At 44.8% G+C, this 23554-nt stretch carries 24 protein-coding genes; 11 read left to right on the plus strand and 13 right to left on the minus strand.

Annotated elements, in window-relative coordinates; all coding sequences use genetic code 11:
- Window positions 1-15: 15 nt before the first annotated feature.
- Window positions 16-516, minus strand: a complete 501-nt coding sequence (locus EL341_RS09315; protein ID WP_047781127.1) for a YbjN domain-containing protein — start codon at window positions 514-516, stop codon at window positions 16-18.
- Between the two features lie 115 nt (window positions 517-631).
- Between EL341_RS09315 and EL341_RS09320 the strand changes: the two genes are divergently transcribed.
- Window positions 632-820: a DUF4250 domain-containing protein gene (locus tag EL341_RS09320; RefSeq protein ID WP_047781128.1), complete on the plus strand. Its 189-nt coding sequence runs from the start codon at window positions 632-634 to the stop codon at window positions 818-820.
- Between the two features lie 2 nt (window positions 821-822).
- Here the strand turns inward: EL341_RS09320 and nfsA are convergent, their stop codons facing one another.
- Window positions 823-1545: an oxygen-insensitive NADPH nitroreductase gene (nfsA, locus tag EL341_RS09325; protein ID WP_047781129.1), complete on the minus strand. Its 723-nt coding sequence runs from the start codon at window positions 1543-1545 to the stop codon at window positions 823-825.
- Window positions 1546-1793: 248 nt separating this feature from the next.
- Between nfsA and EL341_RS09330 the strand changes: the two genes are divergently transcribed.
- Window positions 1794-2057, plus strand: a complete 264-nt coding sequence (locus tag EL341_RS09330; protein ID WP_047781130.1) for a GrxA family glutaredoxin — start codon at window positions 1794-1796, stop codon at window positions 2055-2057.
- 378 nt (window positions 2058-2435) lie between these two features.
- Here EL341_RS09330 and ruvB read toward each other — a convergent pair whose 3' ends face one another.
- From ruvB to EL341_RS09365, 7 genes are all read right to left on the minus strand, one after another.
- Window positions 2436-3446 carry a Holliday junction branch migration DNA helicase RuvB gene (ruvB, locus tag EL341_RS09335; RefSeq protein WP_047781131.1) on the minus strand — a complete coding sequence of 337 codons (1011 nt, stop codon included), beginning with the start codon at window positions 3444-3446 and terminating at the stop codon, window positions 2436-2438.
- 16 nt (window positions 3447-3462) lie between these two features.
- Window positions 3463-4074 carry a Holliday junction branch migration protein RuvA gene (ruvA, locus tag EL341_RS09340; RefSeq protein WP_047781132.1) on the minus strand — a complete coding sequence of 204 codons (612 nt, stop codon included), beginning with the start codon at window positions 4072-4074 and terminating at the stop codon, window positions 3463-3465.
- A gap of 167 nt (window positions 4075-4241) precedes the next feature.
- Window positions 4242-4766 (minus strand): crossover junction endodeoxyribonuclease RuvC, encoded by a 525-nt coding sequence (gene ruvC, locus EL341_RS09345; RefSeq protein WP_114986678.1) that lies wholly within the window; start codon window positions 4764-4766, stop codon window positions 4242-4244.
- Window positions 4766-5509, minus strand: coding sequence for a YebC/PmpR family DNA-binding transcriptional regulator (locus tag EL341_RS09350; RefSeq protein WP_047781134.1), 744 nt, complete (start codon window positions 5507-5509; stop codon window positions 4766-4768). Before EL341_RS09350 ends, ruvC begins: the two co-directional genes overlap by 1 nt.
- 29 nt (window positions 5510-5538) lie before the next feature.
- Entirely contained in the window at window positions 5539-5982 is a 444-nt protein-coding gene (nudB, locus tag EL341_RS09355; RefSeq protein WP_047781135.1) for a dihydroneopterin triphosphate diphosphatase, read from the minus strand.
- The gene (aspS, locus tag EL341_RS09360; protein WP_126467637.1) at window positions 5982-7754 is read right to left on the minus strand and encodes an aspartate--tRNA ligase; all 1773 of its coding nucleotides are present in this window, start codon (window positions 7752-7754) and stop codon (window positions 5982-5984) included. Before aspS ends, nudB begins: the two co-directional genes overlap by 1 nt.
- A gap of 12 nt (window positions 7755-7766) precedes the next feature.
- Window positions 7767-8027 (minus strand): FmdB family zinc ribbon protein, encoded by a 261-nt coding sequence (locus EL341_RS09365; RefSeq protein WP_071845462.1) that lies wholly within the window; start codon window positions 8025-8027, stop codon window positions 7767-7769.
- Window positions 8028-8441: 414 nt separating this feature from the next.
- Here EL341_RS09365 and EL341_RS09370 point away from each other — a divergent pair, with 414 nt between their 5' ends.
- The 5 genes from EL341_RS09370 to EL341_RS09390 all read left to right on the plus strand — a co-directional run bounded on the left by EL341_RS09370 (window position 8442) and on the right by EL341_RS09390 (window position 12931).
- The gene (locus EL341_RS09370; RefSeq protein ID WP_047781137.1) at window positions 8442-8837 is read left to right on the plus strand and encodes an MAPEG family protein; all 396 of its coding nucleotides are present in this window, start codon (window positions 8442-8444) and stop codon (window positions 8835-8837) included.
- Between the two features lie 129 nt (window positions 8838-8966).
- A complete protein-coding gene (cmoA, locus tag EL341_RS09375) occupies window positions 8967-9710 on the plus strand; it encodes a carboxy-S-adenosyl-L-methionine synthase CmoA (RefSeq protein WP_047781138.1) in 744 nt (247 codons plus the stop codon).
- Complete coding sequence (gene cmoB / locus EL341_RS09380; protein WP_047781139.1) at window positions 9707-10678, plus strand: tRNA 5-methoxyuridine(34)/uridine 5-oxyacetic acid(34) synthase CmoB; 972 nt, start codon at window positions 9707-9709, stop codon at window positions 10676-10678. Before cmoA ends, cmoB begins: the two co-directional genes overlap by 4 nt.
- Window positions 10679-10703: 25 nt before the next feature.
- A complete protein-coding gene (locus tag EL341_RS09385) occupies window positions 10704-11537 on the plus strand; it encodes a YaeF family permuted papain-like enzyme (protein WP_047781140.1) in 834 nt (277 codons plus the stop codon).
- A 215-nt stretch (window positions 11538-11752) separates the two neighbouring features.
- Entirely contained in the window at window positions 11753-12931 is a 1179-nt protein-coding gene (locus EL341_RS09390; RefSeq protein ID WP_126468258.1) for a lactonase family protein, read from the plus strand.
- Between the two features lie 320 nt (window positions 12932-13251).
- Here EL341_RS09390 and cutC read toward each other — a convergent pair whose 3' ends face one another.
- Window positions 13252-14016 (minus strand): copper homeostasis protein CutC, encoded by a 765-nt coding sequence (gene cutC, locus EL341_RS09395; RefSeq protein ID WP_047781141.1) that lies wholly within the window; start codon window positions 14014-14016, stop codon window positions 13252-13254.
- 111 nt (window positions 14017-14127) lie between these two features.
- On the opposite strand from cutC, the gene EL341_RS09400 reads away from it, so the two are divergent.
- Window positions 14128-15282 (plus strand): MalY/PatB family protein, encoded by a 1155-nt coding sequence (locus tag EL341_RS09400; RefSeq protein ID WP_074822294.1) that lies wholly within the window; start codon window positions 14128-14130, stop codon window positions 15280-15282.
- A 106-nt stretch (window positions 15283-15388) separates the two neighbouring features.
- Here the strand turns inward: EL341_RS09400 and EL341_RS09405 are convergent, their stop codons facing one another.
- Window positions 15389-15940: a VOC family protein gene (locus tag EL341_RS09405; protein ID WP_053007597.1), complete on the minus strand. Its 552-nt coding sequence runs from the start codon at window positions 15938-15940 to the stop codon at window positions 15389-15391.
- A 431-nt stretch (window positions 15941-16371) separates the two neighbouring features.
- Window positions 16372-16650, minus strand: coding sequence for an IS1/IS1595 family N-terminal zinc-binding domain-containing protein (locus tag EL341_RS09410; RefSeq protein ID WP_047781143.1), 279 nt, complete (start codon window positions 16648-16650; stop codon window positions 16372-16374).
- Between the two features lie 827 nt (window positions 16651-17477).
- On the opposite strand from EL341_RS09410, the gene EL341_RS09415 reads away from it, so the two are divergent.
- The 3 genes from EL341_RS09415 to EL341_RS09425 are packed head-to-tail and all read left to right on the plus strand — an operon-like array spanning window position 17478 to window position 20622.
- Window positions 17478-17714: a DUF1656 domain-containing protein gene (locus EL341_RS09415; protein ID WP_047781144.1), complete on the plus strand. Its 237-nt coding sequence runs from the start codon at window positions 17478-17480 to the stop codon at window positions 17712-17714.
- Window positions 17715-17718: 4 nt separating this feature from the next.
- Entirely contained in the window at window positions 17719-18573 is an 855-nt protein-coding gene (locus EL341_RS09420; protein WP_126467638.1) for an efflux RND transporter periplasmic adaptor subunit, read from the plus strand.
- Between the two features lie 12 nt (window positions 18574-18585).
- On the plus strand, window positions 18586-20622 hold the full coding sequence (locus EL341_RS09425; protein WP_126467640.1) for an FUSC family protein: 2037 nt from the start codon (window positions 18586-18588) through the stop codon (window positions 20620-20622).
- Window positions 20623-20671: 49 nt separating this feature from the next.
- Here EL341_RS09425 and EL341_RS09430 read toward each other — a convergent pair whose 3' ends face one another.
- Window positions 20672-23467 carry an autotransporter outer membrane beta-barrel domain-containing protein gene (locus tag EL341_RS09430; protein WP_126468259.1) on the minus strand — a complete coding sequence of 932 codons (2796 nt, stop codon included), beginning with the start codon at window positions 23465-23467 and terminating at the stop codon, window positions 20672-20674.
- Window positions 23468-23554: the final 87 nt, after the last annotated feature.

Here is a 23554-nt window from a genome sequence, read left to right on the forward strand (position 1 = left end):
CGGGCAGAAAAAACATTAATGAATCGTATGCGTTACCGGGCGGGCAATCTGAATATCCTCTTCCGCTTCCCGATCGCCATCATTATCGCTGATCATTAGCAGCTCATTGGCTCTGGCTTCCATAATAATCTGCGTCGTCTGCTCTTCTGCTTCCTGTAGCAACAGTTGAAATTGCTCAATCGCAATGCCCGCACCAACGCTTAAAGACTGGCAAATAACCAGTTTAGGTAAATTATCATCCTGAATATCGACAAAGACCTTGGTGGTTAACGATGAAGCATTAATCTGGCTAAGATCGGCCACCAGAGGGATCAACGCGATCGGGCGAATCTCTGCAACCGCAGAAAATAGAATAACGTTTTCCAGCAAATCCACTTTGGCATCAAAAATACCATCAATGCTCTGCAAGTGTGGTAAATGTAACGCCTGACAGGAATCACATTCAAAAAAGGATACGCCAGACTGTTCGAGCCAGAGGCGCATTAAAGCCAGATCAGGGACGATCAGCTTATCCATTATGGTATCCCTCAGTAAATCAGAATAGAAAGTGCAATAACCGGTAAATACTACCTCATTTCACACCTTTTGAGGTAAGTTATTATTTACTCTTTATCTCAAACAGGAGAAAAACGTGTCATTACAGAATTTTTTAACCATGGATCCCCACTTGCTACTCAGTATCGTTAACATGAAGCTGAGAGATAACCATGAATCACTGGAAGACCTTACCCGCAGCTATGATATCGATCTACAGGCACTGTGCGATAAGTTATCTGAAGCCGGATACCATTATCAGGCTTCAAACAATCAGTTTAAATAAACTTAGCGAGTTGCCCACCCCTGCTGATGTAAATAGTCCAGAATAAACGGGCGACTTTCTTTACGGACTGTCGCTGAAATCTGTTCACTCCAGTTAACATGCTTTTTATTATCAGAACGCGACTCATAATAGGCGACAATATGGGCATCATAAGCGGCTAATAGCTCTCGGTTTAACGGTTGATAGCTATTTTCATGCATCACGATATCAGCCGGTAAACGTGGTTTTAATTCTGGATGCTGGTCGGGATAACCAAGGCATAAGCCAAATAGTGGCAATACCTGCTTCGGCAGTTTAAGCAACTCGGTAACCTTGGCAATATTATTCCTTAAGCCCCCGATATAAACGCCCCCTAACCCCAATGACTCCGCTGCGATTAACGCATTTTGCGCCATCATGGCGGTATCTACCGTTCCCAGTAATAGTTGCTCTGCATAGCCTAACTCAGCTTCCGGACAAATTTGCTGATTGCGATAAAAATCAGCACAGAATACCCAAAACTCCGCAGCCTGAGCCACGTGTTTCTGATTGCCGCTGTATTCAACCAACGTAGAACGTAAATTATGATCGGTCACCCGAATAATTGAACTACACTGCAAAAAGCTGGAACTGGACGTTGCCAGTGCTGCCTGAACAATAGCCTGTCGCTGTTCATCGTTAATCGGTTGCGGCGTAAATGCGCGGATAGAGCGATGGGCGCGGATAAGATCGATAGTTGGTGTCATAAAAACCTACATTTTCCAGCACTATTTGGCATAAAGGATACTCGAAAAACACCTATAGGCACACCACAATCATCAGCCATAAAATATTTTTCTATAAATTTTATGGGGTTAATAGCCATAGATAATATTGATTAAACTAACAGGTAATTCCTGCTTTTTAAAATTGCTCATGGCAGGCATAGTAAGGTCAGTGTTATTATATTAGTTAGCGGCGATAGGCCGAAAAATATCAATTTCAAGGAGTACTCATGTTTGTTGTCATTTTCGGACGTCCTGGTTGTCCTTACTGTGTTCGTGCCAAAGAATTAGCAGAAAAATTAAGCCAAGAGCGTGATGATTTCAGCTATAACTACATCGATATTCATGCAGAAGGCATTACTAAAGCTGACCTGGAAAAAACGGTTGGTAAACCAGTAGAAACCGTACCGCAAATCTTTATCGATCAGGTTCATATTGGCGGCTGTACTGATTTTGAAGCCTATGCAAAAGAGAATTTAAGCCTGTATCAATAATTTCTAACGTTATCCCCGCAAAAGCGGGGATAACGCTCTAAGTCCAAGCATTACCATTCAGCCAGATTCCGGTTTTCACCAAAATGACGAGGATAAAGGGAAGAATAAACAACTCCCCATTAAGGTCTAACCACCATACTCTCCACGTCATCCTGACGAAAGTCAGCATCTCGCCCTTAAGCCAAACGTTGCCATTCAGTTAGATTCCGGTTTTCATCAAAATGACGAGGATAAAGGGAAGAATAAACAACTCCCCATTAAAGTCTAACCACTATGCTCTCTACGTCATCCTGACGAAAGTCAGGATCTCGCCCTTAAGCCAAACGTTACCATTCAGTTAGATTCCGGTTTTCACCGGAATGATGAGCTCGATAGACTTTAGTCACGATCTCTTGAAATACCAAAGTGTCGATAAGCGTGCTGAGTCGCCATCCGCCCTCTCGGCGTACGCTGAATAAACCCCTGCTGAATCAGATAAGGTTCAATCACATCTTCGATGGTTTCACGTTCTTCACCAATTGCGGCTGCCAAATTATCTAATCCGACCGGCCCACCCATAAACTTGTCAATAATCGCCAACAGCAGTTTACGGTCCATAAAGTCGAAACCTTCAACGTCCACATCCAGCATATCCAACGCTCTGGTCGCAACATCCGCATTAATTACGCCATCAGCACGCACTTCAGCAAAGTCACGTACCCGACGCAGTAAGCGGTTAGCAATACGCGGCGTCCCCCGTGCGCGACGGGCAATATGATTGGCCCCTTCGTCGGACAGATTGAGCGACATACACTGAGCGCTGCGTGAAACAATAGATTCCAGATCTTTAACCTGATAAAACTCCAAACGCTGCACAATGCCAAAACGGTCACGCAGCGGTGAAGTCAGTGACCCAGCGCGGGTGGTCGCGCCGATTAATGTGAAGGGAGGCAAATCAATTTTGATTGAACGTGCCGCGGGGCCTTCACCGATCATGATATCCAATTGATAATCTTCCATCGCCGGATAGAGAATCTCTTCAACCACCGGTGACAGCCGATGAATCTCATCGATAAACAGCACATCATGAGGCTCCAGATTGGTCAACATCGCCGCCAAATCCCCGGCCTTCTCTAATACCGGCCCGGAAGTGGTTCGCAGGTTAACTCCCATCTCGTTAGCAACAATGTTAGCTAACGTGGTTTTCCCCAGCCCCGGCGGACCAAAAATCAGGAGATGATCCAGCGCATCACCACGCAACTTTGCCGCCTGAATAAAAATCTCCATTTGCTCACGTACGTGAGGCTGGCCGACATATTCATTCAGTAGCTTAGGGCGCATAGCGCGATCGATGGAGTCTTCCTCCTCAAACTGCGCAACAGGTGATATCAAACGGTCAGCTTCAATCATGCTTTATCTCTTTAACTCACAGTGCCGCACGCAGTGCTTCACGGATCAGGGTTTCACTCTCGGTGCCCGGCTTCATCACTTTACTCACCAAACGGCTGGCTTCCTGAGGCTTGTAGCCCAGAGCAACCAAGGCAGAAACCGCTTCTGCTTCGGCGTCGGTATCAGCGCTTTTAGCCGAACTCACCGGCGGCAGATTAGTTGTATTATTAAACAGGTCGCCATTTAATCCTTTAAAGCGGTCTTTCATTTCGACAACCAGTCGTTCGGCAGTTTTCTTACCCACACCCGGTAGCTTAATCAGAATGCTCACCTGCTCTTGCTCAACCGCATGAACAAACTGCTGAGCCGACATACCAGAAAGAATAGCTAACGCCAGCTTAGGACCAACGCCGTTAACTTTAATTAGTTCACGAAATAGCGCTCGTTCCTGCTTATCATTAAAACCATATAGAAGCTGAGCATCTTCACGCACTACAAAGTGAGTAAAAATAACCGCTTCCTGACCGCGATCCGGTAATTCATAAAAACAGCTCATCGGCATAAACACTTCATAGCCGACACCATTAACCTCAATCAGCACTTCAGGCGGCTGTTTTTCCAGAATAATTCCACGTAAACGACCAATCACGAATCAGGCTCCTTATGGCTGACTTAGGGCATTATAATCACGCTGCTTATATTAGCTTTGTGCAGTTTAACCCACTACGCCCCTATTTATACAGCTATTACAGAATAAAGCTGGATAAATATCCAGCTTTATTTAATTTGTTTGATCTCTGTATCACTAAAGGTCAGTTATTCGGCTACTCGCCCACGCGCTAAAGTCAGTCGACCGTTGCCGATACGCACCACGTTCTGATGTAAGTGACAGTGTGTGATGGCAATAGCCAATGCGTCGGCGGCATCGGCCTGTGGATTTGCCGTCAGCTTCAGTAACGTACGCACCATATGCTGCACCTGCGTTTTTTCTGCCGCACCGGTACCTACAACCGTTTGCTTAACCTGACGTGCCGCATACTCAAATACCGGTAAATCGACGTTAACCGCTGCAACAATCGCCGCTCCGCGCGCCTGCCCCAGTTTCAGGGCTGAGTCGGCATTACGTGCCATAAAGACCTGCTCAATGGCAAAAACGTCTGGCTGGAATTGCGTGATGATTTCGCTGACGCCGGCATAAACCAGCTTGAGACGGGTAGGAAGATCATCGACAGCGGTGCGAATGCAGCCGCTACCGAGATACTCTAATTTGCGCCCCGACTGACGAATAACGCCATAACCGGTCACTCGTGAGCCGGGGTCAATGCCAAGGATAATGGCCATTAAAGTGTAGCCGCAACCTCGTCAGAGATTTCACCGTTATGGTAAACCTCTTGCACGTCGTCTGAATCTTCCAACATGTCGATCAAACGCAGTAATTTAGGTGCAGTTTCCTCATCCAGTTCAGCTTTGGTGGAGGGAATCATCGACACTTCTGCCGCAATAGAAACCAGACCTGCGGCATCTAACGCATCTTTCACTTCACCAAAGCTTTCTGGTGAGGTAAATACGTCAATCGCACCATCGTCATAGGTGACTACGTCTTCGGCACCGGCCTCTAACGCGGCATCCATAACGGCATCTTCGTCGGTACCTTCAGCGTAAGAAATAACGCCTTTTTTAGTAAACAGGTAAGAAACTGAACCGTCGGTACCCAAGTTACCACCGGTTTTGGTGAAAGCATGACGCACTTCAGAAACGGTACGATTGCGGTTGTCGCTTAGACATTCAACCATCACCGCCGTGCCGCCTGGGCCATAGCCTTCATAAATGATAGTTTCCATATTATCCGCATCATCACCGCCTACGCCGCGAGCAATAGCACGGTTTAAGGTATCACGCGTCATATTATTGGATAAGGCTTTATCAATAGCCGCACGCAAACGCGGGTTCGCACCTGGATCGCCGCCGCCTAATTTAGCCGCCGTGACCAGTTCACGAATAATTTTAGTGAAAATTTTACCGCGTTTTGCATCTTGTGCTGCTTTACGATGCTTGGTATTGGCCCATTTACTATGACCTGCCATAAAAAATCTCCAGTAGAAAGCCGTTCGGCTTAATGAGAAATAACAAATTCTTCAATCGCCTGCCGGTTGCTCCATGACTTCGTCAATTGAGCAGCCTGCTCTTTATCAAGCCATTGGTAGGTTGTATGCTCTGAAAGCGTCACTTCACGCTCCACAGGTAGAGCCAAACAGTACCAATGTTCCAGATTATGCGTTACACCCGGCGCATAACGATGGCGAAAATGTGTAAAAATTTCAAATTCAACGTGACGCCGACAATCCTGTAATTCAAGCTGCTCTGCCTGAATATCAATACCAGTCTCTTCCTTAACCTCACGGCACGCCGTTTGTTGCGTAGACTCTCCCGCTTCCAGACTCCCGGTTACCGATTGCCAAAAGTCAGGATCGTCGTTACGTTGTAACATAAGCACCCGGCCACTGCTACGGCTATAAATCACGACCAACACCGATTCCGGGCGCTTAAACTGCGGCATTATTTTTCTGACTTCGTAGCAACAACGCTGATGCTTAATTCCTGCAGTGCCGCAGGATTTGCGTAGCTTGGGGCTTCCGTCATTAAACAGGCCGCAGCGGTAGTTTTCGGGAATGCGATTACATCTCGAATATTATCGGTACCGGTCAGTAACATCACTAAACGGTCCAGACCAAATGCGATACCGGCATGAGGAGGCGTACCATATTTTAACGCATCTAATAAGAAGCCGAACTTCTCACGCTGTTCCTGCTCAGTAATGCCAAGAATACCAAATACTGCCTGCTGCATCGAACCATTATGGATACGCACAGAACCGCCACCGACTTCATAACCGTTCAGCACCATATCATAAGCATTGGCAATCGCCGATTCCGGATCAGCCTGCAGTTCTTGCGGTGTCATATCCTTTGGTGCAGTAAATGGATGGTGCATCGCCGTTAAGCCGCCTTCACCATCATCTTCAAACATTGGGAAGTCAACCACCCACAGCGGTGCCCAACTATTCTCATTGGTGATTTTCAGATCGCGACCCACTTTCAGACGTAATGCGCCCATGGCATCCGTGGCAACTTTGAAACTATCAGCACCAAATAACAGGATATCACCGTCATTTGCCTGAGTGCGATCTAAGATAGACTCAATAATTTCTGGCGTCAGGAACTTAGCAACTGGACTTTGAACTCCTTCCACGCCGCCTTTACGGTCGTTGACCTTCATCCAGGCCAGACCTTTCGCGCCATAGATAGAAACAAACTGCGTGTACTCATCAATTTGCTTACGGGTAAGCTGCGCGCCACCCGGTACACAAATCACCGCGACACGCCCTTTCGGATCGTTTGCCGGACCAGAGAACACTTTAAAATCAACGTTTTTCAACAGATCGGCAACGTCAACAATCTCAATTGGGTTACGCAAATCTGGCTTGTCTGAACCGTAACGACGCATCGCTTCAGCAAAAGTCATAATTGGGAAATTCCCCAAATCAACGCCTTTTACTTCAAGCCACAGTTCACGAACCATCTTCTCCATCATGGTGCGAACCTGTTCGGCACTCATAAATGATGTTTCAACGTCAATCTGGGTAAATTCTGGTTGGCGATCCGCCCGTAAATCTTCGTCGCGGAAGCATTTAACAATTTGGTAATAGCGGTCAAAACCGGACATCATCAACAATTGTTTAAACAGCTGCGGTGACTGTGGCAGTGCGTAAAACTTACCTTTATGTACACGGCTCGGCACCAGATAGTCACGGGCACCTTCCGGCGTTGCTTTGGTCAGCATTGGCGTTTCAATATCCAGAAAACCATTACCATCCATATAACGACGAACAAACGCAGTGATGCGTGCGCGGGTTTTCAATCTATCCGCCATTTCGGTACGGCGTAAATCCAGATAACGATATTTAAGACGCTGTTCTTCCGTATTATTCTGATTTGAATCCAGCGGTAACGGCTCTGAACGATTGATGATATTCAAACTGCTGGCTAAAACTTCAACCCCGCCGGTGGCCATATCGTTATTAGCTTGGCTTTCGGGACGAGCACGTACCGTGCCGGTTACCTGAATACAATACTCATTACGTAGTTCTGAAGCCTGTTCAAATGCCGCTTTAAAATCCGGGTCAAAAAAGACCTGCACAATACCTTCACGGTCGCGCATATCAATAAAAATTAAACCACCTAAATCACGACGACGATTAACCCAGCCGCTTAAGGTGACTTCTTGCCCAACAAGAGAAGTGTTGAGCTGTCCACAATAGTGAGTACGCATGACGCTATCCTTTTATTCAGCCAATGCTGCGCCTGGGCAATTTGCCTGACAGGCCCCAGCACAAGGGGTATCTGATGAAGTATTCTTACGGTTTTGCTGAGCTTCACTCGCATACCAGCCGGAACCTTTCAAATGGAAATGTCCGGGGGAGACCAATTTTCTTAACGCCGATTCACCACATTCGGGACATACAACCAAAGGGGCATCAGCAAACTTCTGTAATTTGTCCAAACGATGCTGGCAACAACCACATTCGTATTCATAAATAGGCATAATCGTGATTCTGAATGTTGGTTATTTCATTATTATTCAGTTTTAGGTAAGCCATCACAACTAACCTTACCCAAAAGGCGGCTATTATAAAGGAAATAATAGCTGCCGATAAGAGCACATCACGTTACATCTCACCTATTCGATTTAATTTATGCTTAAACGAACAAAAAAACAGCAGCCAAATTTTTTTATGTCGTCTTGCTAAAAAACGAGACTATCTTTTATTACATCAATACCCTATCTTTGATAAATATAACGAGTAAGATCAACAGGTAAAGTTTTTCATAAAATTTTTACCGGTTTTTACCCGCTTATAAGATGGTAATTACGCTATTATTAATTTCTTTAATAGGGGAAAATTTTGTTATACCCAGTTATTATCCTGTTATAAAAATATATTTAGAGGGGTGATTAATGGTTAGCGCACTATACGCTGTGCTGGGTGCACTACTCCTGTTCAAGCTGTCGCTCGATGTTGTCAAATTACGTACACAGTATCGCGTCCCCTTTGGTGACGGCGGTTTCTACGAGCTGCAAACGGCAACGCGTATCCACGGTAATGCAGTAGAATATATTCCTATTGCCCTCGTTCTGATGGTGATAATGGAAATGAACGGGGCAAATGTTTGGCTTGTTCACGTCAGTGGCATTATGTTATTTGCCGGTCGCCTCAGTCATTACTATGGTTTGCGACATCGCGATTGGCGCTGGCGCCGTTCAGGTATGAGTGCTACCTATATTTCTATGGTGATGATGATTTGTGCAAATATCTATTATTTACCATGGGAGCAGATTTTTATTCTGTACTAAATCAATCCTACTCCTCTCTACAATATGCATTCGCCTCTTCCTTTTCCGCTAAGGTCTACAGACTTTTTTTCTTTGCTTTGGTAAACTACGCGCCTCATTTCTTTGCTCCGACACTATCGATCTACTGTTATGCCAAATCGCGACACACTATTTGCAGCCCCTATCAACAAATTAGGTGACTGGACCTTCGACGAACAAGTCGCCGAAGTCTTTCCTGATATGATCCAGCGTTCCGTGCCTGGTTACTCCAATATTATTTCAATGATTGGTATGCTAACCGAGCGTTTTGCTCAACCAAACAGCACCATTTATGATTTAGGCTGCTCACTGGGTGCCGCAACCCTGTCGATACGTCGCAATATTAAAGTCGATAGTTGCCGCATTATTGCCATCGATAACTCACCGGCGATGGTGGAACGCTGTCGTCGGCACATTGAGTCTTTTCGGGCGGCGACGCCAGTAGACGTTATCGAAGCCGATATCCGAGACATTGATATCCAAAATGCTTCAATGGTGGTACTCAATTTTACCCTGCAATTTCTGGAGCCTGACGATCGTCAACGTTTATTAAGCAAAATATATCAGGGACTATTACCCGGCGGTATTTTAGTACTGTCTGAAAAATTCAACTTTGAAGATCAAAAAATCGGCGAACTGCTGTTTGATATGCATCATGATTTTAAACGCGCCAACGGTTATAGCGAACTGGAAATCAGTCAAAAGCGCAGCATGTTGGAAAACGTGATGCGTACCGATAGTGTCGAAACCCATAAAACTCGTCTGCGTCAGGCAGGTTTTAAACACAGCGAAACGTGGTTCCAGTGTTTTAACTTTGGTTCGTTAATTGCTTTAAAAGACGGAGAAATGGAATGATTGAGTTTGGTGATTTCTATCGTCAAATAGCCGTAGGCCCCCTTAGTCATTGGCTGGAAACCTTACCAGCGCAAATAGCAAGCTGGCAAAAAGATGCGCGTCACGGCCAACTGAAACAATGGCTAAACGCCGTTGAATATATGCCAACGATCGTGCCCGAACATCTGGACTTATTGCACAGCGTGACGACTGAAGCATCCCCGGGTTTATCCGATGGCCAGCTACTGGGAATAACCACCCATCTACGTGCATTAATGCCATGGCGCAAAGGCCCATATCATCTTTATGGTATTCATATTGATACTGAATGGCGCTCCGACTGGAAATGGGATCGCGTCATTCCCCATATCTCGCCATTAAAAGGAAGAACCATTCTCGATGTCGGCTGCGGCAGCGGTTACCATATGTGGCGCATGATTGGTGCTGGCGCACATTTAGCCGTAGGTATCGATCCTACCCAGCTTTTCCTGTATCAGTTTGAAGCCGTGCGTAAACTGTTAGGTGGTGACCAGCGAGCCCATCTATTGCCGTTAGGCATTGAACAACTTCCTGAATTAAAGGCCTTTGACACCGTATTTTCAATGGGTGTGCTATATCACCGCCGTTCTCCACTGGATCATTTATATCAGCTAAAAAATCAGTTAGTTTCCGAGGGCGAATTGGTATTGGAGACTATCGTTATTCCTGGCGATGAACATCAGGTTCTGGTACCCGGCGATCGCTATGCTCAAATGCGCAACGTCTATTTTATTCCATCGGCAAAGGCACTGGTAAACTGGCTGGAAAAATGTGGCTTTGTTGATATACGCATTGTTGATAGCTGTACGACGACAATTGAAGAACAGCGTCGAACAGACTGGATGACCAGTGAATCATTAGCTGAATTTTTAGACCCCCAAGATCACAACAAAACCATTGAAGGCTATCCTGCGCCTATTAGGGCTGTTATTGTAGCGAAAAAACCATAATATGCCGTTAAATCAGGAAATCTAAATGCGTTTAGCCCAACGTTTATTACCTTTGATAACTGGCTCACTGCTGTTAGTGAGCGGCTGTACTATGCATATCTCGGAAAACACGCCAGCAGAACAAGACAGCGATACGGCGGCATTACCCATTAATATTCAGCTTCAACGCATCCATTCCTATCCTGAAGGCGGTAGCCAAATTATTGATGCCTCCGCTATGCAGGCTGGCGATATACTGCTTTCTTCACCCATCGGCCCTACTTCAATGGGTATCCGTTTATTTAGCGGCTCTAGCGTTAGCCATGCCGCTATTTATCTGGGTAATGAACAGGTTGTTGAAGCCGTTGGCGGCAGCGGCGTGCAAATTATTTCTCTTGATAAGATGGTGGATCACAATAGCAAAATCATTGTGCTACGCGTTCCACAGCTTTCAGAACAGCAGGCTTTATCTATCCGCAACTTTTCCGAATCTAAAGTAGGTATAAAATATAATTATAATGGGGTCGCTTTACTGGCTCCATTTATGCTGACCCGACAACTCTGTAGCCTCAACCCTTTCTCTTCGACATTTCGTAATAGCTGTATGAATACGCTAGCGCAAATTCAATTAGGCTCAGATGAGGACGCTAACGGCAAGTTTTTCTGTTCGCAGTTTATTATTGAAGCCTATAATCAGGCCGGATTACCGATTACGGCATCGGCTCCGGTTTGGGTTAGCCCGGTAGATTTGCTGCATATGCGTGAAGGTGACATTGCTTCTTTAACCCCCAATAAACAACTGTTATATATCGGTCACCTAAAACGTGGCGTGGTTGAAACCGCCGCTATCTCGGTAAAAACCATATTGGGGTTAGACTAACTTACTGCTTATTCAGTTTTTTTTACCCGATTATTTGATTTTTTAAATTTCTCCGACAATCATTAATCGGGTAAAGATAATAATAATGATGCATGTGCCCATATTTTTATCTACAGAATTAATGCCCGAGTTTTTCTAACCCGGTAACGCAATCAGGAGAGAATATGAAGAAAAAGTTTAGGGACTTTTCAAGCGCTGCCAGCGTATACAGCTGTATGATTATTGGGTTATCCACCCTTGTTTCCCTTCCCGTTTTAGCCGATATGAAACCTTCCGAACAAACCATGAAAATAGCCTACGTTGCCACTTACAACCCGCATGGTGAAGGTGTTTATCTTATGAAGGTTGATGAAAAAGATGGTTCATTAACCACCGATAAGTTGGTCAGCTCAATTCCTAACGCCGCACAGTTGGTTTTAGATAAAGACAGCAACCATCTGTATGTCGCCAGCGAAGTCGATAATTATAACGATGGAACACACGGTTCAATTACCGCTTATGCCATCAATAAAACCGATGGTTCATTGAAAAAGCTTAATGAGGTTGACTCTCAGGGTGCTGGTCCGGTTTACTTATCGATTCATCCCGACGGGGAATACCTGTTTGTCGCCAACTATATTAGTGGCTCAATAGCCAGTTTTCCTATTGAACGCGATGGCAAACTCGGTCGTCCAACCTCGGTAAAACAAAGCAGTGGTGAACCTGGAGCAGCTAAGCCCGAAGCCGCTGTTGCCGGCAGCTTTGCTGCCAGCGATCATGATGGCCCACATGCCCATATGGTTGACAGCGATCCTAGCGGCCAATTTATTTACTCTACCGACTTAGGATTAGATCGTATCTATCAATGGCGTGTAGACCATGCCACTGGTGTGATTTCTGCCAATAACCAACCATTTATTCCTGCGTCATCTCCAGGTGCCGGTCCACGCCACTTTGTTTTTCATCCGCAAAATAAACATGTTTATTTAATCAATGAAGAATCATCTACGTTAACGTCATACCTGATGGATCAGGAAAGTGGAAAATTAACTCAACAGCAAACGCTATCTTCTCTGCCTAATGGCTATAAAGGAACCAGCTTTGCTTCCGGTATTGTGTTAGGGAAAGATGCCCGCCATCTGTATGTGGCCAATCGGCTGCATAACAGTATTTCTCAGTTCAATATTAACGAGAATGGTAGCCTAACGCTGGCAGATAACGTCTGGACCCGAGGTGACTACCCGCGGACGATAGTTATCTCACCCGATGGTCAGTCTCTGTATGCCATGAATCAGCGTAGCGATAACATTACCCAGTTTAATATCGACCCGAGAAGCGGGAAACTCACGTTTACCGATCGCTTTACCCCTGTTGGCAGCCCATCGCAAATGGTATTTGTTTCGGATGGTCGTTAATCAAATAAATGGTCGTTAATCAAATAAAAAGCCGGATGTGATATCCGGCTCAGACAGCTAACAAATCATCTTAAATCAACAACAGTGACTGTTCCGGCTATAAAAACAATGCGCGAATATGACTACCGTGTTCAGCCGGAATACCATCAGTATTTAGCTATAGAGGGCGTTGGGCCTAGCCGGGTTAGGGGCACTCCGGTAGCTAAAGCTACTACGACCCCAACACCCGTCTCTCCCAACGATTACGTACTGTAGAACATTGCCAGCAATCTCAGCCGGATATCATATCCGGCTTTTTCTTCCTTGATATTCAGACTAACTTACCCAGCCTTTTGACGAAAACGAACCACGCTAGGCACAAACACGTCCTTCATTGCGGCGACCATATCACTATCAACCCTGAACTGTGAAAACTCATCAGCCTCACTATCAGTATTCATGCTAACGCCGGCTTTACGATAACGCATCAAAGAAGGGATAACTTGCCCTGCGGTAGTGTGAATTTCTTGCACACCGGCATCAATAAACTTATGGATATTGGTCAGACGAATACCGCCGCCTGGCATAATCACCGGCCCCCGACTTTGGTGAATCAAATCACGGATAAGCGGTAAACCCACTTCGGCAGTTTGCTGCTGACCTGACGTTAAAATACGATCAATCCCAATATCCGTCAGTTGATTCAGTGCCACAATAGGATTAGCACACATATCAAACGCCCGATGAAACGTAACCGACATCCCTTCAGCCTGAACCAAAACCTGCTGCATCCGTTCCATATCAATATGGCCATCTTCCGCTAGGATCCCAATAACAATTCCGGGGAAGCCAAGTTCACGGATTTGGTCAATGTCACGCTTAATAACCTCAAATTCACTCTTGGTATAACAGAAATCTCCTCCCCGTGGACGAATGATAGGATGAACCGGAATCGAAATATGCTGCGTAGCCCACTCAAGCATGCCCATACTGGGCGTTATTCCCCCTTCCTGCTTGCTGGTACATAATTCGATACGATCGGCGCCAGCGCGTTCAGCCATTACGGCACAATCGACACTATAACAACACACCTCCAACTTTGGCATTTACCCCCCTAAATCAAGTAAAAATAAAACATTTCTTGAGCAAGAGAACACATCTGGCGTAGTCTACGTGTTGGAAACAAAAACAACTCAAGGCATACCAAAGGTTTTATTATGGCATCTAATTTCGATCTGTATGTGGAGCGACGTCACACCGATAGTGATAAGTGGCACAAATATGAGGGTAAGGAGATTATTCCTCTGTGGGTTGCCGATAGTGACTTCATTTCACCTCCCGCCGTGATTGACGCTTTACAAAAACGTGTTGCTCATGGCGTATTTGGTTATGGCTATCCATCACCAGAATTAAGCGACGTTTTTATTCAACGTATGCAGCAGCTTTATCAATGGGAAGTAAAACCTGAGTGGCTGGTTTTCCTACCCGGATTAGTTTGCGGTTTAAACCTGTCGGTACGTGCCTTAACCACGCCGGAACAGGGAACCATCGCACCACACCCGATCTATCCTCCATTTATGAAATCTGCTCGTCTCGCTAATCGCAATCAAGTTTCAGCGCCAATTAAATTACAGGGCAAACGTTGGGTGTTGGATCTCGAGGCTACCGAGCAACAGCTATCCGGTAACGAAAAATTACTGATGTTATGTAACCCGCACAATCCGGGCGGTACCATTTATCGTCGTAGTGAGCTTCTTGACCAGTTAGATTTTGCCCAGCGCCACAATCTGATTGTCTGCTCAGACGAAATTCATTGCGATTTACTGTTGGAAGAAGGCTTGGAACATATTCCATTCGCTTCCCTCAGCGAAGATGCCTCGCAGCGATCCATTACCCTTATGGCGCCATCTAAAACCTTCAATATTGCCGGATTAGGTGCCTCGATTGCCGTTATCCCTAACGCCAATTTACGTAACCGTTTTATTGAAGCCCGGATGGGAATCGTACCTAACGTGGATATTCTGGCCTATGTTGCCGCTACCGCCGCTTATAAAGATGGCGAACAGTGGCTGGCCGATCAGCTAGACTATTTACGTGGTAACCGTGATTTGGTCATGGAGAAAATTAACACTATTCCAGGGCTGAAACTTATGCCGGTTGAAGCAACCTATCTGGCCTGGATTGATGCCTCCGAACTACCGGTCAGCAATCCACACGCCTTCTTTGAAGAAGCTGGCGTTGGTCTATCTCCAGGTAGTGACTTTGGTAATCCAAGCTTTGTCAGGCTGAATTTTGCCTGTCATCGCGAATTATTAACTCAGGCGCTTGAGCGTATGGCTAACGCGGTAGCTAACTTACCAACGACAGCGTAAGGTGACGCTGTCACCTAATCACTTGCTACACTCGCCTTGTCATCCCAGCGCAAGCTGGGATCTACCCTTTAAGTCAGCTTGATTTAATTTATTAAGTTCATTCTCATTACTTAACAATATCGCGAATGCTATAGGGGTGAAATTTAACCGTAACGCCATTTTCCGTGACGGCTAGCGTAGGATTGGCCAGTTGCTCTCCCTCACCGGTTGGGTTACTAAACTTGAGTTTTAGCTGGGGCATCAATAACACTTGGTCAGAAAACAGTCCCAGTGCGGTTTGATGGAAGGTATCAACATCGCCAGGAATCACCCATTCCACATGTTCCCAATCTTCCTGTGGATACAGCTTCTCACCGGGATATGGCAGCTCAATACAGTCAATTTGCCATAAGCCAATTTGCAGCGGCTGATTAAGGCTAAACAAACAAATTGGCCGACCATTAATCATCTTCTCGGAGAGTAATTCCCCACACTGCATTAATCCTTTGCGCCAGCGTTCCGCCGTTGCCTGCTGAAAACAGCGTACCGATATATGGTCAGCGTGATAGCCCTCAAGAGAGAGTTCCAGATGCTGAAGAGCACCCAACAATTTATCAATAAATAAGGGCAAACTCTGGTGTAAATCCTCGAGTTCAGCAATGTCCTTAAATAACAGCACGTTTTCTCCCCTTATATCCCATAAAATTGCCCGTAAAGGATGTTGTTTAACCATCGGATCCGACTATTATTCACAATAATCAAACATCAGCAAAGAGAGATTTCCCTACCCCCTATTTTTAAGGTGACTTCGCTTTTCTAGTTGGCTATTGCTACCGCAGTAAATGGAAATAGCATTGTAAAAACTCGCCGCTGTAGAAGCCTGCGTTACAGGGATACTAAAAATTTAACAAGACCACCCTGTTTTTAATTAATTTCAGGTAAATACAATAGCGTCCAAAATTTAATCAGTGCAATCATAAAGTGTAATCGGCAGCTAAAAATAAAATGGGAAGAGGATCGATAAATCCCCCTTCCCATCAAATTTATAACTTAAAACATGAAGCATTAATCAACATAAAATCATATGATAACATGTTGTAATCACCATGTTTAATCTTCCTCAAGTGCAAGCTGATAAATATGGCGATCGATAACAACTTGACTGACCCCTAATATTTTACCAATTTCAATCCGCCCCCGCCCTTCATCTAAAAAAGTCTTTACTTGACGAAGAATATTACTTTCATTTCCCTGGTAGATATAATGTACCTGAAAGGTTTTTCTACAAGAAATACAGTAATAGCGTTGGATGCCAGAGCGCGCCAAACCATGCTTACGAACGCTATCCATTCTGCTGCAATGGTGACAAACAGGCTGATTTCCTTTCATCACATTCCTCCATATATGTATATAAGATGAGTATCTCACTCATCACCACATGTCCTTTGTAATATCTAAAATGATATAACTTAAAATAGTTATTATTAGTTGATGTTGTTGATTAAAATCAACATACAACACTATTTTTACTTTTACTCGTCTGCCTAACCCACTGATAAATCATACTGATTTCCTTATATGACCATCATCAAGTTAACATGTTGGGCTTCGATAAGTGTAAGCTATAGCTAAAAACATTATTTGATTTCAGAGCATGACGAATATAAACATCATTAAAAACTACCTGATACTCTATAAATCATACCAAACCCATTGACAAACGTTAATAAAACCAACATTCAAAGCGTTGTAAATAAAAACAAAAATCAAATTTCAAAATAACCGCACCACTAATAATACCTTGATTTTAATTAAAATAAAAATGTTGTAAAGTAAAGATTAAATTATAATCATTCAAGTAACTTAATTAATCAATAATATTACTTTCACTACGTTAATTATAGAATTTAAATAATAACAATAAAGCGAATGGTATTTGTTCAATTATTATTGATGAGATCATTTAATTATCTTATAACGCGCTAAATCGCAATATTTACCGCCTTGCCCCTTAAAAATCACCGGCTAGATAAGCAAAAACTTGCCTCACTCTGACGCTATGTTTTACTGAATAACGTGATAATATAGGCTAACTCGAGTATCCGGGCAGGCTATCGTTAAGCCTTTGGTGCCCCATTCATCAATGATAAGTCCGCTTCTCAAACTCAGGTATTACTGGCAACGATCCTATATCACATCTGACAGGTGTTATTAGCGTGGACATTGGACTTTTTAGTAAAAACAGTGCGTTAACCGACTTGGTGTTTGGCGCTTCTCTCTACTTTCCACCCATATTCAAAGCGTTATTTCTTGGATTTGTCATATGGCTGCTAGTTCACCGTGTCATTCGCGACTGGCTATATTCAGGTGACGTTTGGCATCCCACCTTAATGGATCTCTCTATTTTTATTATTGCCGTTAGCGGCGCTATGTGGATATTAACCCATTGGTAATCATATGAAGCTTAATATTATCAAATACTTCTCTACGGTTATTGTCTTTGCTATCGCATTAAGTGCCGGATGGTGGCTCTGGAATTACTATATGCAATCCCCCTGGACACGGGACGGTAAAGTACGTGCTGAATTAGTCAATATTACGCCTGAGGTATCCGGAACCTTAATCAACGTGAATGCGGTGGATAATCAGAGGGTCAAAAAGGGTGACCTGCTTTTTACTATTGATGCCACCCCTTATCAAATAGCCGTGGATAAAGCTGAAGGCGCGCAAGCCAAAGCACTTTCAGATTTAAATAAAGCCAATCATGAAGCCACTCGCCGCCATAACCTTGGCGGCACGGCTATTTCCAAAGAAGAGCTTGACGATGCCAATCTGGCCGTTCAGGCAATGCAAGCAAACTATAAAGCCGTTCAGGCCAGCCTTGAACAGGCTAAATGGGATCTGGCCCATACCAATATTTATGCCCCAACTGACGGTTACCTGACCAACCTACAAACACGCAGCGGAAGTTATGCCACGTCCGGTATGCCACTGGTGGCGCTGGTTGATATTAATTCGTTTTATGTCATGGGCTACTTTGAAGAAACCAAGCTCCACAATATTAAACCGGGAAGTGCCGCCAATATTACGCTTTATAATGGTGATACTGCACTGCAAGGAGAAGTAGAGAGCATTGGGCGTGCTATTTATGACCAAAGCATAGACGGCAATATTGATATGTTGATAAACGTTAAGCCTAATGTTCCTTGGGTTCGTCTAGCTCAACGAGTTCCCGTGAGAATTAAGCTAACGAAAGTCCCTGAGAATACATTGTTAATTGCAGGAACAACCTGCTCAATTGCCATTCATTAATAGGTAAGTCGAGTGAATATTTCCTGGCTTGAGTGGAAAAACACCCCCTGGAGTAAATCAACTAAAGCACAGTGGCGCTATGCCCTACGTAATTCGATTGCAATGTGTTTGGCATTGGGTGTGGCATTTCTACTCGATCTGGATGAGCCTTACTGGGCAATGACCTCAGCAGCAGTGGTCAGTTTCCCCACCATTGGTGGTGTGATTAGTAAAAGCGTTGGACGTATTTTAGGCAGCCTGCTTGGCGCTCTGGCCTCAATGCTCATTGCAGGTATGTGTCTGAACGATCCATGGCTATTTACTTTTTTCATCGCCGGTTGGCTGGCATTGTGCACCTATATTTCTAATCATTATCAGAATAATGTTTCTTACGCTTTTGCGCTGGCAGGCTACACAGCAGCAATTATCACTTTTACCCTGACCGACAGCACCGACTCATTTGAAGTCTTCAATATTACTCAGGCACGAGTATGTGAAGTCATCACCGGTATTATCTGTGGCGCAATCATGATGATGATTTTACCCAGCACATCAGATGGCTCAACGTTAATCGATTCACTCAAACGAATGCAGGCCCGTCTGCTGGAACATGCGGAAATGTTATGGCAGGCTCAAATATCCGATCATGTTCGTACTTCTCATGAAGGCGTGATTAGTCAAATACTGACAATGAACGTCTTAAGAATTCAGGCAGTTTGGAGTCACTATCGCTTACGCCGCCGTAATAACATCCTTAACTTCATTCTTCATCAGCAACTGAAACTGACCAGTGTTATCTCCGGCATTCGCCGTATCATGTTGAACTGGCCCGACAGACCGGAAAATTTATCCAGCGTATTACAGCGTTTGTTGGAAGAGCTACGCCAGCCCAATACCAATAAGTATCGGCTGGCAAAAATTCTGCAGGAAATTTATCCCACCGATAGCCGTGATTTTCGTCATCGCACTTTCTGGCTACGCTTACGACATTTTTGCTGGCTCTATTTGCAATCCAGCAGTTGGTTGCAACAATTAGAGGAAGTGAATACAACCCACCAACGAAAACCGCCGAAAGTCAAAAGCATTGCCCAGCATACGGACTCAACGGAAGCCCTGTATAACGCGCTACGTACTTTCTTATGTATCGTTATCGGCTGCGCATACTGGATACATACTCAATGGGATGCTGGTTCCTCCGCATTAACCTTAACCGCTATTAGCTGTGTACTCTATTCATCCACGGCATCACCGATTACCAGCGTTATCACACTGATAAAAGCATTAGTATTGCTATCCATTGCTTGTTATATGGTGAAGTTCGGTCTGATGATCCAAATAGATGATTTTTGGGTTTTCTGCGCATTTTTGTTACCCGTATTACTCACTATGCAGATAATGAAACTACAACATCCCCGCTATGCTTCGCTCTGGGGACAGCTTATTGTGTTTATGGGGTCATTTCTGGCTATCAGCAATCCTCCTTCTTATGATTTCAGCAGTTATATCAATGATGACTTAGGCAAATTAACCGGTGTTATTCTGGCCGGCATTGCTTTTCAGATATTACGTCCCAGCTCGGATAAGGTTAAGAGCCGGCGCATCATTCGTGCCCTGCGCCGAGACTTTATGGATCAGCTAAGCCAGAAACCATCACAAAGTGAAAGTCAGTTTGAGTCAATGGTCTACCACCGCATCAGTCAACTGACTCAAAGCAAGGATGAACAGGTTCGCATATGGGTACTTCGTTGGGGCGTGGTATTACTAAACTGTAGTCACGTCGTCTGGCAACTCCGTGATTGGCAGGTACGTTCTGATCCATTATCAATGGTGCGTGAAGTTTGCATCCGTTGTTTAAAAGACATTATGACGGAAAAAGGGGTTCAACATCGTTCGTTAGATGTTGCCCTCGAAGAGCTATTGAAAATGAGCTCCACCCTTGCCCGTCATCACGATCCCTCCGGCCGTGAATTGGCAGGGTTAATTTGGCGCCTGTATTGTTCTCTTTCTCCTTTGCAACAAGCTAACGATAAACTTCCAGCTAATAACGCCGAGGATGCAGTACGACCATGATAAAAAAGCCCCGAAACTAATCAAGTTCGGGACTTTTCTGAGACGATAATTAGAAACTAAACCGATAACCTGCGTTAATCTGACGTTGGTTAAATTTATTGCCGGTTGAGGTATCTAAATCCAGATACAAAGTATGCTGTTGATTCATCTGAGCACTCACCCCGACGCCGTTATTCCACCAACCACCTTTAAAGCTGTGGCTTTCTGGTGAACCATTCAGTCGGTAATCGGTATCGCCGGCAAACTCACGCAGATAACCGGTTTTAAGGTAAACATTGAGCGAATTCCCCCCTTGTTGAAGCTCATATCCTACAACTGCGCTCGTCCGGCCAATTAATGACTCATAGCTGCCCAAATCGACCTTGAGTCCATTACTGGCATTAACTCGTGTTGCATCCTGATGGTTATAGCTTAACTGTGCCTGAGGCTCAATATAGAAACCATTCCCCTGCTGGCCCAGACTCAATTTTTGTCCGGTTTCCAGTGAGAAACTCACCCCGTCTGAGCTGCCATTACCGCTAACCCGATTATTTTGGCTATCGCGTACGCTAAAGTCGTTTTTCAGGCGTGAATATTTCACCATCCCATCCAGATAAAAACCGTTCTCCGCGATATACGTGCCGTACACCCCAAAATGATGAGATTTTACCGTACCATCACCGGAAGCATAGTTTGGCGAGCCTTTCGTTAATCCCGTAAAGATACCCATAAATACCGGTAGTTGTTCAGTGACTTGTTTATCTGCCCCCAACTGCATACCGTCATAATTCATATCAAAGCGGCTTAACTTGCCACCGGCAAAAGAATCAAACTTACCGGCAAAGCCTCGTAACCACATATCGCCGCTTTTTCCCGTCTGACGTAAATCCCCCATCCGCTGGAACAAAGTTTGGCTTTCCGCATAGTTCAGCAAATAACCAATATTCAGGAAATTAGCTCCGGCATCAGCCGACGTAGTGATCGATGGATTTGGCTGTGGTTCTGGCTCAGGAATAGGTTCTGGGTCAGGGTTCGGCTGTGGTTCTGGCTCTGGCTCTGGCTCTGGCGGCGGCGGCACATATACCCCTGGGGAATACAGTTCCCAATGAGTACCGTTCTGACGCACAGCGTACAAATAACCGCCCAATTCCACCTCACTGGTGCTGGTAAACGTTGCCTGACCATCCTGAGTTTCGACGACCGTTAATATTTCATTACCGGTAGTGGCCAAACTGCCGCGGTTCAGTACCGTGAGTTGGTGGTTGCCCTCACTTTTTCCGCTGACCACCAATTTATCACCGATAGCATTTACCCCATCGCTGACCAAATCAGTATGCAAAATAAAATGCCCATTGCCGCTTAGCTCGCCAATGGTCAACAATGAACCGACTTTATCTTCGCTAAAATCTACCGTGCTGTTATTTAGTACCAGCTTGTCCAGATTGGAATCCGCCGTCATATTCCAGCGACTGTTAGCCATGGCAATATTTAAAAAACCATCGTTAACATTATCGCTGCTGGCCCCACCGGACCACTGTGAGCCCGATTGCATATCAATGGTAATCAGACCACCTTGCGACAAAATGCTACCAACGATATCCATTTTACCGCCAGCATTAATTCGGCTAGCGCTATATCCATCATTATGCTGAGTCGCGATTGCTATCGCTGCTGGATCTGCCATATGAATGATCGTCTCACCGCTCAAATCAATCTGACTATCAGACATGGTATAAACACCACGAGCACCAGCAGCACCATTAATCGTTAGGTTATCACCGGTGATAACCCCACCACCCATGACGGATAATCCCAGCCCCAAAGCTCCGCCGCGATCAACGCTAATGTCGGTATTGGACAAGTTAATGACGGAATTAAATTGTGCAGAAACACCATACAAACCACCAGAGAAGATGGTATTGCGTTGTTCAGACGTACCTGAAAAATTAATGGTCGCTTTACCACTTCCCTTATTAAAAGCAACGACCGGATCAGATTTAAGAGATGACATGTGGCTGCCAGCGCCGATATTAGCTATTCCCATACTATTGACGCTAAGTGCGGTAGCACCCTGATTTCCCGTTGTTTTTACGGTTAACCGGTCGGCTTTCACTTCACCATTAGCCAATATATAGATCCCTTCCGCACCGTCACCAGTCACATTAATAATGCTATCGCTACCTAAATCAACAATAGCATTCTTATTTATAGCAATGCCCCGCAACTTAGCGTTAATAGTTAATCTTGTTGCTTCAAATCTGGAAGGTCCATACTTATCATTACTGCTAATCCCTGTACCACTAATGTCAACACCCACGCCCTCTTCTGCAGAGATCAGACTCCCTTCCCCCAGATTGACCGATGTTCCTTGATGTTGGATATCTAAACCAAACCCTTTATTGGTTTCGATTGTCAAACCATTGGCCAGCAAAGTTGAAGCACTACCAACAAAAATCCCTTTCGTAAATAAAGTACCGTTGCTATTAACCTTAATATAACTGCCAGTACCCAAATCTACCTTGGTATTATTACCCCAAATATCTAAACCAAACCCACCTCCACCGCCAGCTACATCAACAGACAAACGATTGGCAGTCAGAACACTGTTTTTTCCCTGAACAATGACGCCTCTGGGCGCTGTGTTTGTGTTATTTTCAGTAATCGTAATGCTGACATCGTCAGCCAAATTGATATTGGCTGTACGGAAGTTATCAGATACACCATATAATTGACCGTTATTACGAAGATCTGCGGTAATTTTATCGCCATCATTTAATGTAATAATATCTGCATTCTGACTGCCTAACTCGGCAGCCAAGGCGTGCTGCTGGAAAACCATAGCGCTGAGACTAAGTAGGCCAGCCATGGCTAACCGTTGATTTAAAGCTCGTCTACAGAATTTACTGGTAGGCTTTCCCTGCAATTCCCGATGATAGATAGAGATATCCACGAT

It is taken from the genome of Pragia fontium (genome assembly GCF_900638655.1).
Taxonomy (GTDB): domain Bacteria; phylum Pseudomonadota; class Gammaproteobacteria; order Enterobacterales; family Enterobacteriaceae; genus Pragia; species Pragia fontium.